Source organism: Bradyrhizobium sp. WSM4874 (genome assembly GCF_055811835.1).
In genome coordinates this window covers 1-10,116 of the sequence record NZ_JBVVPR010000085.1, presented here as the reverse complement: position 1 = coordinate 10,116, position 10,116 = coordinate 1, and the positions used below count along the sequence as shown (strand labels likewise).

The following is a 10,116-nucleotide window of genomic DNA, read 5'->3' as shown; positions in this document are numbered from 1 at the left end:
CCAAGTGGAAGCTCAGATCACCAAGCTCAAGCTGGTCAAGCGGCAGATGTACGGGCGCGCTAAGCTCGATCTCCTTCAGGCTAGGCTGATTGGCGCGCCATAAAAACAAACACGATCATCGAATATGCGTCAGAGCCAGCGTTCGACGCACATCGGGGTGAAGTTGCTCTCCGATTCTACAATGTGACGCTTCCCAACACGCTCGACCATCTGGGATCGCTGAGGTCGTAAGAGCGGCAATGTGTGGGTGAGAGATGGGTTATTGTTCGATCTGGCATCGTCAAGCCTCGAGCAGCGCACGGTGACGACTATAGGCGCCTGTAATGCCGCGAGTGCGGCAGGTGCCGGACTACGGGTTCGGTATTGCAGATGCTGGACTCGCGACTGAGTTGAGCCATGCGACGCGTGCGATGTCGAAGGCGGAGTTCGAATCGCCGAGATAAACTCGTTCAACATCGACCACATGATCAAGGTTTTACAGACGCTGTGCGGTGATTTTCTCGCCGATCATGATTTGTGCATCCCAAATAAACCGTAGCTTCGTAAGATTGGCAACAGCTCATGAAGGTTGTTAATCGTGTAGTCTGGATGCGCCGCTTGCAGGCGCGCCTCGGAAACAAATCCCCCGGTAATGGCTATACTTATCAGTCCGAGATTCCGTGCAATATCCGTTTCGATCGGCATATCGCCGATGATGAAAGTTGACGCTGGGTTCAAGTTGTTCTTCTGCATGTATAGACGAAGTCGCTCTCCTTTGCTTGTCGATTTGTATTGCGTGTCGCGGCTTTCGAACGCGAGCACATCGTCGATGCAGTCATTGATTCCAAGTCTTCTCAATTGGTAGCGCAGAGGGTCGACTATATGGTTGCTCACGATGATGGACGAAGCCCCTTCTCGGCGCGCCAACTCCAAGACTCTGCGCGCGCCCTCGCGTAGATCCGCTCTGCCCGCAAGAGCCTCATAGGCGTCGTGAAACATTGCACTCCCATCGCGATCCACCGTCGCAAGCTCGTCTCGCGATAGTCCGAGGCTGCGATAAAGAAGAGACAGCGGAACGTCGCAATGTTCCCGGAGCGTCTTCATGTCGATCGTTGTACGACCAAAGCGATCTAGAATTGCATTGGTGGTTTCGAGCAGTGCGTATGCATCATCAAGCAACGTTCCATTCCAATCGAAGACGAGAACCGGTTTCATGATCTGACCTTAAGCATAGATTCCGTGCGGGTGCCACCGTCGTTCGCCACGTATAGTAGCACCGAACTACTACGGCCTGGGCATCGACACACTAGATGAGTTGAAATGCTGGCGAGAATGGAGACGATTGACGCTCGCGATCAATCGAGCAAGTTTCATTTGGACTCCTGGGCCGGCGCTGCGAGGCCGTCATGATCGTACGGGCTCTTTTCGGTGTCCCAGCAATCCACGTGCCACCAAAGCCATTTGCGAGCCTTGCTTGAAGAGGGCAAAACCATGTTCTTCGGCTCCGGCGACGGAATACTCGCGTCTCAGTGTCTGGTCTCCGACATTAACGTCTTCAGCCGGATACGGCTGAACACGACAGCGCGAAATGTTGAATATGATGGAGGCGCCATTCGCAAGTGTTCGCGGGCGGCGCTCCATGGAGACGGGGCCTTTGCGCTGAAGACGCTCCGGTTTGGCATGGTGAAGTCGGGCTTCAGCAGGCGACTGCCTGAGCAACACGCGATTTGAGGACCGCGCAGCGATCTTTCGTGGCGAGCACTCGCGGTCCTTGGCAGACTCGAGCTTCGCTGAAGACGCCTCAGGTCCGATCATCATCCGGCTTGGGGACGCGGCCCTTGCCATCGCACTTATGTCAACGGTTACATCCAATGCACGGGCAGGGCGAAGAGGCTAAAGGCCTCGCACAATTCCCGCCAGAATATCTGCCCGTTTAAGGCATTTTCCACCCGTAGCAGCGCAGAAGCTGCATCGCGTGTCGCGCAAGTTACGTCATCTAAAAGCGCACGTTCCTGCGACCTACAGTGATCGCGAACCGCTTCGCAAGATTTGGTGGCCGACAGTTGACGAAAGCAACAGGGCTCAGACAGAAGAAGTTGAGCTGCTGCAAGAACACGCAAGGCTTAGAAATATGATCCTAGCCTGGGCATGTCCCCGCCGGGTTAACTTTGTAACTGGCCGCCCGGCAGGGCTCGTGGCAGCCTTATTGTGTTCCGGCTTGTGGACCGTGGAGGATGGCGCGCGTCAAGACTTCGACCCGTTCGGCAATTTGGCGAATTCGCCTCGCCACGTCCTCGACTGCGGTCATGTCCACCGGCTGCGTGCAGGAAATTGAGCTCGTCTTCGCGTTGAGGTCCCTCAGCTCAGCCTTGCAGCGATCTAACTCCGCGTTGAGCATCGTAACTTCATTCATCGCCGTTGCCCGTATTGCCGTTGCTTCCGAGAAGATGTTTCTTCGGAGCATGCACCTGATTGCAATCTTTGTCGGGCTCGCATGGCTCCACATGGGTAGGGGGCATCTCGAAAGGCACAGAACGGCCAACCCAAACACCGACCCGGTCGTTCACGCGCACAGCTGCAAATGGAGTCCCCATACCCAATTTATATAAAAGGAATGAATTTCAATGGCACGCGCACGCATTCCTCTCAGCAAAGCCCGGGCGACCGGCCGCACTCGCAAGAATGCAAAACGATTTTCAGGCCCGCAAAGAGCCAAACGGCTTGGGTCCGTTAGGCGAACCGCCGAAATGCTTAGGCAACCGCGCGAGCGCGAGGCGCGGCGACGCTCTGATGACCTTCGATGGCTCAACCCGGAGCCACCGGACGCAGTGACAATGGCAAGTGGGCTGGTTGCGCGGCAAATCGGAGGCGAAGACGTTGGCGCAGGCTCTGAATCTTCTCAGAATGATGCTGAATTCCATTGGCGGCTAGCTGTCCGACGCATCGAAAGTAATGATGCCGGAAGTGGAAGATGCTGAAGACCGGGCCGCGAAATACTTCTAGCTCATTCTCAAGTACTCTTGCCTGAATGGGCATCTCCAAGCAAGAGTGTAGAAGCCCGGCTGAACCGGACTTCCGCTGTTGTCGGTCGCTCACTTCGGATTGTGATCTGCCCATACGATCAGACGCCATCGAATGGTGTCCTTGTGCTGACGTATGCGCATAATTCCTTTGCGGAGGCAATGTGTGGCCTGCTGCAATTCCGATTTCGCGATGACAGCCCATTCATCGGTAGAGAGCGGCGAAGGAGCCGCGACTCCCGGCCCCTGATCCTGATCGAAAGAGTCGCTGTTAGATTACTGTAGGTAGTTGGCGTTCTTTATAGGTAGCCACCCGACTTCTGTCACTAGAGTGAAGCCGGACTTGACCTCTCGGGACTTACCGAATGTAGTGCTGTTGCTGCTAACATCAGCGTTTGGCCCGCAGTCCGGAAGGGTTGCGCGGGCAATCGGGGCCCTCGCAAGCTGGCGGTTCTCCCCGATTCGTCACGACCTGAACACGTTTCCCGGAGTGCAGCCGCAAATAGCGGAACCTTATGCCGGCTATTCACAGGGCCTTCCTGTGGACAACCTCATTATTCGGAAGAGATTTCGCCGCGCACGCGCTCGGCGCATGGATTAATTATGACACCCAAACAGAAAGCCGCGCTGGCATCTGGCACTACGATGCCGGGATAAAGCAGGGAGGCGAAGTTGCCCAATCCATCATAAGGGAGTTTCCAGACGGTTTCAGCGAAACGAAACGCGCAGAACTCGCCTAACAGGCTGGCGCTCCCTTTGGGCCGCCGTGACGGCAACTCATGAGCGCTTCCAGTGCCGGCGATGGGGTGGGGCCTTCGCGCCGGTGTCTCGCGATATCGAGAAACCCTTTTAAAGTGCGGCTTCGGTCACTGCCGGCTTTTGCGTTGAGCGCGTCTTCATCGAGCGGTCCCGTCGGGAGATGATCCGCCTCCACGGTGCGGACTGGCATTCGGCGGAGAACCGACAGCTCGAGGCATGAACGTCACCCGTTGCAAGCTCGTCGTTTTCACCATCCGATTGTCTGACCCGAGGTATCCTAAGTTCCATGACGGCGCCCTTGAACCCATCATAACAACATCACGAGCACCGGCATGCTTCGAGCGAGGGCAGCTTGTGAAGCCAACCGAGTTGCTGGGTTGATCAGAACCAGGAATCCATCAGGTGAACAAGCTGGGAGCCCGCCGTATAAAACGCCTCCTGCGCTGCACGGAAGCGCTGGGATTCAACCGCGGTGACCGGCAACGGCAGGTCGTTCTCCGCGATCTGCCCCAATACATACGAAGCCAAAACACTGCCAAACACAGTGCTTGGTGCGATTCCGCGGCCGTTATAGCCACTGAAACCGATGACGTTGCGGTCCAGCTTGTGAAGACGGGGCAAGTTGTCGGAGGTCATTCCAATCATGCCAAACCAGCCGGTTTCAAACTGGACGCCCCGAAGTCCTGGAAAAAGCTTGTGCAACGATCTTTGGGCCCAAGCGCGGTGAATAGATCGCCCAATCCCCTCAAGCGCACCAACACTGCCAAACACGAGTCGCCCGGAGCGATCGAGGCGAAACGAAGAGAGGACTTCTCGAGTGTCCCACACACCCTGCCGCTCAGGCAGGATAGACTTTCTCAGATCGTCGGGCAGAGAAGGCGTGCCAAAGTTGAAATAGGGCAGTTGAATCTGTTCCTGCCGTACCTCAGACCAAAGTCCTTTGCTATAAGCGTCCGTCGCGACGACCACCCAGTCGGCCTCTACAGATCCGCTTTCGGTGCCGACTCTCCAGCGGAAACCATTCTGTTGCGCCATGACAGCCTCACTATGAGTAAATATCCTGGCTCCCATCGCGAGCGCGGCCCGCGCTAACCCTCGCACATAAGCCAATGGCTGTATGGTGCCGGCGCGCTTATCGAGCAGCGCGCCGGTGTAGTCGCCACCGCCTACTTTGCTGCGTGTTGCCTCCGCATTTAGCACCAGGACGGGCGCTCCACGCTTCTGCCACTGTTCGGCACGGGCCTCAACCTCCTCCAAGCCCTTACGTCCGACCGCACAATGCAGGGTGCCGGCACGTTCGACTTCACATTCGATGTGGTGCTTTTCGATGAGCTCGAATACCGTCTGCGGTCCGCGGCCGAGCTGTTCAAGTAACCGTTCTCCAAAAGGCGCGCGGAGCGCGGCCGGAAGCGCCTCAGGCATGAGCCACATGCCCGCATTCACGAGCCCGACGTTCCGCCCGGACCCGCCGAATCCTATTTCAGACGCCTCCAAAAGCGCGACACGCGCTCCACCTTCAGCTAGATGAAGGGCCGCCGACAGCCCGGTATATCCACCGCCAATCACGACGATATCCGCTGCAATTTCATCGGTAAGTGGAGCAGTTTGTGGCGCTGGTGGCGCAGTCAGCACCCACAGTCCGTGTGATCGTCGATTGTTTCGCATCCGCCAATCCTCTTACAAGTAGCTTCTTGATCGACCCGAGGTCCAGCAGCAATCGTGAATACCGGTGGCGGACCTCTCTAGTATCCAAAACTGACGTGCCAGCGCCACACTGACAGGCAAATCGCAGGACAATGGGCAGTTCGTCATCACCCCGAAGATGGGGCAGAGCTTCTAAGTTGTTGATCTGTTGAGGGCACGCGCAGCACCCCGCGGCGGTGCGCCGGAGCTCCGACTGCGCGAACAAAGCCAAAGCCCATCGGCGCTTGCTCTGGAACGCGCCTTTGTGCGAGACAATGGGTCCCAAAAGGGCAGCAAGGGGACCGCACCGTGACAGCCTCTCTTGATGGCGAAATTCGCGACGGCCGCCATCATATGCAGATCCGGGTCTATTTCGAAGATACCGACTCCGGCCAGATTGTTTATCACGCAAATTTCTTGCGCTTCATGGAACGCGGCAGAACGAACTATTTGCGCCTGCTCGGAACGAATCAGCAAGCATTACTCAAAGAAGCCAAGAACGATGCGCGCGGTGTTGCCTTCGTTGTGCGCTCGATGACGATCGATTTTCTAAAACCGGCGGTCTTGGATGACATTCTTGACGTCGTCACAGTCCCGCAAGAGGTGAGGGGCGCGTCGATTGCCTTGCTGCAGGAATGCAGGCGCGGCGACGATCTCCTGGTCACAGCACGTGTACGGGTAGCGTTTATCTCAGCTGGAAAGGCGCAGCGCATCCCGAAGTCGCTGCGGCTCGCTATGGAAGGGCATAGATAAATCTGCCGCCTCATTCACGCTTTTGCCTTGCAGCGCTCCAACGAAATCAAGTCATCATGGCGGCATAAGTTAAAGCAAATGGGCTGCGGCAAACACCGGACGGCTCAATTGCACATCCAAAGCCGGACGAACCAAAAGCCGGCGAAGAACGAAAACAAATCGGACTTCGTCGGCCGCTTCGGTCACAGCGACCACAGCGAAACCTGCGTCAAGGATGACGGGCCGATTGGCGACTGGCGCGGCCCGGGCAGTTTTGTTCTTGATTCCTCGATCCGGTTGAGAGGTTCCCGTCTGTTGAGTGAATCTCAATCGATCCGGTGAGTGCAGCAGGAGAGTGATGAACAAGACGGTATCCAGGCTCGTGCAGGCAGTTGCGGACATTCCCGATGGCGCGACGGTCATGATTGGCGGTTTTGGAGGCGCGCGCGCTCCGGTCGATCTGATCCATGCGCTTCTCGTGCGACTCCATGCGTCGGGGCGCCCCAAGCACCTCACACCAGTGAACAACAATGACGGCAACGGTCACGTCGGTCTCGCGGCATTGATAGAGCGTGCGGCAGTAAAAAAGTTGATTTGCTTGTTCTCGCCCTCAGCAAATTCGCGCGCGTTTCTCCAGAAAGTACCACGCCCGACAGATCGAACTCGAACTCGTTCGCCAGGGCACATTGGCCGAGCGCATCCCCTGGTCGCGAAAGTCGAGGGACAAATGTATTTGCAGGAGTGCTGGCTCAGGGCGGATTTTGCCCTGATTAAGGCGGAGACCGCTGTCGGGTAACCCTGCAAGGCCCGCTTCGATCGCGGCGATCTCCTCCTCGAGCTGCTGATTGACCGGCTGCAATCGAAGCCGTCAATCGCCTTGAGATCGACGGCCCAGTGGTCGGCGATGCATGCGCAGGTCTTCTAAAGCCTCCCATCCCCTAGCGCGCGTATCCTTCCATAATCAATTCGACCGCAGTCGACACAACACCCCACTAGCTGAATTCGGAAAATTAGTCGCCCCCTCGTTCTCGTCAAACGCTGTGGTCAAAGTCTCGGGACCAGAGCGAAAATCGGCCCCGAGCGACACGGGGGGTGTCGGGGACGGGCCCGTGCATTCCAGTGTGCCACCGGCGGTGATCGGCACACCGATATCGGATGGTCATTTCAGGCTGCGCCCGTGATCAAAGACCCTCTGGTGGTCGTTGCCGCTTCCGAGGTTCTCTTTGATCAGCATCGGACCACTCCAGCATCGAACCGTTCCTCCGCGGCGAATCCCTTTCGGCCCCGGGTGTCTTCCCGGCAATTAGCACGGAGCGGGGATTCCGGATTGGCAAGGCAAGACTTGTGCGCGTGTTCTTGGGCGGCATTCGCCCCGTAGGCAAGACGCGACTGTCCCGCAGTCCAGTCATGCGGCCGGATTTAGCCCCATAAAAAAGATACGTTGGTGGATCATTTGATCGTAAAAAGATGCGTATACAGATCATAATTTGACACTCGAATTGACAAAAGATACCTTTTCGTACCTCTCACGGCAAAAAGACAACGAAAACAGAGAAAACAGATCATGGAGCGGCACTCAGAAGCGACCCACCAGCTCGGACGGCTCCTCCGTGACGCGAGGAAACAAGCGGGCCTGACTCAAAAGCAGGTGGCCGAACGCGCAGGCATTTCCAGGCCACGTTACCGGGATATCGAACAAGGCGACGCTGCTGCGCGGGCGAACACGCTTATCAACGTCGCGCGCGCGCTCGGCATGGAGTTGATGCTGATCCCACAAGCAATGGTCCCTGGCGTCAACGCTCTGCTTCGCCCTTCCGACGACGAAGACCGACCAGCATTCACAACCGACACGGATGATGATGATTACCCAGGTCCGCGCCCCTAACACCATCCAGTCGCTCGACGTGCTTCTTCACGACCTCAAGGTCGGAACGGTCGTGCGTACGCCAGGCGATTTCAACGCCTTCAGTCTCGACCGAGCCTATCGAGCCATGGAAAGGCCTCCGATCTTCAGCCTCTCGTTGCGCTCCGCCCATGGTGGTCTCCGTAAGGACCCGAAGCCTGTAGCGCACATGCTGCCGGCGTTCTTCGCAAACATGTTGCCCGAGGACAAGCTCCGCGAGGCGATGGAAAAACATCATGCGGGAGTCGTAAGGCAGGGAAACGACTTTGATCTATTGGCGGCGCTCGGCGCGGACCTGCCAGGCGCGGTGCGGGTCCTACCGAGCGACGGCAGCACCACGATAGCGGCTCGAGAAATTCCAGGCGAGATCAAAGCTCGGTTTTCCTTGGCGGGAGTTCAGATGAAGCTGTCTGTGACGAAGAACACGGGCAAGGGGGGCGGCCTGACTTTGCCAATCGGCGACGAGCAAGGTCAGTACATCGCGAAATTTCCTGCGACCAATCTGGTAGGATTGTCGGAAAACGAGTTCGCGATCTTGGCGTTATCCGACGCCCTCGGAATGGATGTACCGGAACGCGAGCTTGTAGAAAAATCCGATTTCGAGGGAATACCCGAAGAGTTCAACACCCTGTCGACCGGCAAGGTCCTGCTGGTGAAGCGTTTCGACCGAGGACCCGCAGGCGCCCGAATTCACATCGAAGACTTCGCTCAAATCTTCGGCCGGCAGCCATCCAAAAAATACGATGACGCTTCGTACCACGACATCGCCTCCGCGCTGAATGTGGCGGTATCGACAGGAGCCGCACTAGAATTTGTTCGTCGACTAGCCCTTGCCGCGCTTGTCGGCAACGGCGACATGCACTTGAAGAATTGGTCCACGATATATCCGGGCGACGGTTGCACTCCGGCGATCGCGCCCGTGTACGACGTCCTATCGACCACCGCATATTTTCCAAAGGACAATATGGCCCTGTCGTTGGGAGGAGAGAAATCGTTCAAGGCTCTCACGCCGGACCGCTGGCGAAAGTTTGCCAATCGGGCGCGGCTGCCCGAACCGGCGGTGATCTCGGCCGTCGAGGAAGTCGTTTCGTCCGCGAACGATCATTGGTGGAATCTCCCGGAGCGGGATGTCGTTCCGATCGCCGTCCTCGAGAAGATCGATGCCAAGATCAGGGAGATGAGCTTGGTTCTAGATCCCGGCGACCCTCCGAAGTCTTTGCCTAACGCTTGAAGGGTTGCGCGAAATCGCTACAATTCGATACCTTCCCGCAAAGAGCGGCGTCGGCTCGTTTTAGTAGCGCGAAAAATCTGTTGCTCCAACCATCGGCTCAGGTCCCAAGGATGTTGAGGAAGAAGCGAACGGGCCTGCCCTGGATCGCCGGCGGCGTCGTTGCTTATCGCTGTCTGGAGCGCGCTTGCCTGGGCTGCAACACAAACGAAATCGCTGCCCTGGAAGTCGTCAGGCGAGCCAAGATGACATGCAGGCAGCTTGTGCGCTGTCCATGAATCAGTTCCTCAAAATAGCAAATCTCAAAAACCGCAACAACCAAACGACCGATAGGTAACTTCACCTAAGTAGTCACAGTAAAAGGTCCAACCCCGCAGGCGGCCGCAGACCTCGCAACCGGCTCGGTCGATGCGACCGCCTTGTTTGCCGGCACCGTTGTACCCGAAATCGGCATCAACGCCGCGACGACGACCGACGGGGACAGGCAGCGCTTACGGCTGCCTCAAGCTGTTCGTCAACACGGAACGCCATACACTGGCGTGAACATTGTGCCGGTCGAGCACAGGCTGAACCAGATTGGCCCATCCAGGCGCTTCCTTACGGCTCGGGCCGCAGTGACGGTTTCGCCCGGCGCAGGGAGGTGGCAGACCGGCGATACATCTAGCATTACAGTTGCTTTTTTGATTTGAAGTGGGCGCGTTGAGCGGCAGCCTGGTGAGCTCTGCGCCAGAAGGGCCATGCGATAATGTGTGCGGGTTGAATCCGCTTCCGCGCAAGTCTGATAGCAATGCGGCGGATTTCCTGGATTGACC

The 10,116-nt window shown here is 57.3% G+C and carries 8 protein-coding genes; 5 read left to right on the top strand and 3 right to left on the bottom strand.

What is annotated here, in order from left to right:
* Window positions 1–507 precede the first annotated feature (507 nt).
* From AC0L3P_RS38305 to AC0L3P_RS38295, 3 genes are all read right to left on the bottom strand, one after another.
* The gene (locus AC0L3P_RS38305) at window positions 508–1,194 is read right to left on the bottom strand and encodes an HAD family hydrolase (RefSeq protein WP_473309210.1); all 687 of its coding nucleotides are present in this window, start codon (window positions 1,192–1,194) and stop codon (window positions 508–510) included.
* Between the two features lie 988 nt (window positions 1,195–2,182).
* Complete coding sequence (locus tag AC0L3P_RS38300) at window positions 2,183–2,392, bottom strand: hypothetical protein (RefSeq protein WP_473309209.1); 210 nt, start codon at window positions 2,390–2,392, stop codon at window positions 2,183–2,185.
* Window positions 2,393–4,139: 1,747 nt separating this feature from the next.
* A complete protein-coding gene (locus AC0L3P_RS38295; RefSeq protein ID WP_473309208.1) occupies window positions 4,140–5,423 on the bottom strand; it encodes an NAD(P)/FAD-dependent oxidoreductase in 1,284 nt (427 codons plus the stop codon).
* Window positions 5,424–5,750: 327 nt separating this feature from the next.
* Here AC0L3P_RS38295 and ybgC point away from each other — a divergent pair, with 327 nt between their 5' ends.
* The 5 genes from ybgC (at window position 5,751) to AC0L3P_RS38270 (ending at window position 9,307) form a co-directional block, all read left to right on the top strand.
* Window positions 5,751–6,194, top strand: coding sequence for a tol-pal system-associated acyl-CoA thioesterase (gene ybgC / locus AC0L3P_RS38290; protein WP_473309207.1), 444 nt, complete (start codon window positions 5,751–5,753; stop codon window positions 6,192–6,194).
* Between the two features lie 27 nt (window positions 6,195–6,221).
* On the top strand, window positions 6,222–6,515 hold the full coding sequence (locus tag AC0L3P_RS38285) for a hypothetical protein (RefSeq protein ID WP_473309206.1): 294 nt from the start codon (window positions 6,222–6,224) through the stop codon (window positions 6,513–6,515).
* Window positions 6,516–6,531: 16 nt separating this feature from the next.
* Complete coding sequence (locus AC0L3P_RS38280) at window positions 6,532–6,969, top strand: CoA-transferase (RefSeq protein WP_473309205.1); 438 nt, start codon at window positions 6,532–6,534, stop codon at window positions 6,967–6,969.
* Between the two features lie 768 nt (window positions 6,970–7,737).
* A complete protein-coding gene (locus AC0L3P_RS38275; protein WP_473256310.1) occupies window positions 7,738–8,058 on the top strand; it encodes a helix-turn-helix domain-containing protein in 321 nt (106 codons plus the stop codon).
* The gene (locus tag AC0L3P_RS38270; protein WP_473309204.1) at window positions 8,027–9,307 is read left to right on the top strand and encodes a type II toxin-antitoxin system HipA family toxin; all 1,281 of its coding nucleotides are present in this window, start codon (window positions 8,027–8,029) and stop codon (window positions 9,305–9,307) included. The genes AC0L3P_RS38275 and AC0L3P_RS38270 overlap by 32 nt, the downstream gene beginning before the upstream one ends.
* Window positions 9,308–10,116: the final 809 nt, after the last annotated feature.

What these genes read in the sequence shown, in the direction of transcription:
- AC0L3P_RS38305 (WP_473309210.1), bottom strand. Translation starts at nt 1,194, where the DNA reads ATGAAACCGGTTCTCGTCTTCGATTGGAATGGAACGTTGCTTGATGAT.
- AC0L3P_RS38300 (WP_473309209.1), bottom strand. Translation starts at nt 2,392, where the DNA reads ATGAATGAAGTTACGATGCTCAACGCGGAGTTAGATCGCTGCAAGGCT.
- AC0L3P_RS38295 (WP_473309208.1), bottom strand. Translation starts at nt 5,423, where the DNA reads ATGCGAAACAATCGACGATCACACGGACTGTGGGTGCTGACTGCGCCA.
- AC0L3P_RS38280 (WP_473309205.1), top strand. Translation starts at nt 6,532, where the DNA reads ATGAACAAGACGGTATCCAGGCTCGTGCAGGCAGTTGCGGACATTCCC.
- AC0L3P_RS38275 (WP_473256310.1), top strand. Translation starts at nt 7,738, where the DNA reads ATGGAGCGGCACTCAGAAGCGACCCACCAGCTCGGACGGCTCCTCCGT.
- AC0L3P_RS38270 (WP_473309204.1), top strand. Translation starts at nt 8,027, where the DNA reads ATGATGATGATTACCCAGGTCCGCGCCCCTAACACCATCCAGTCGCTC.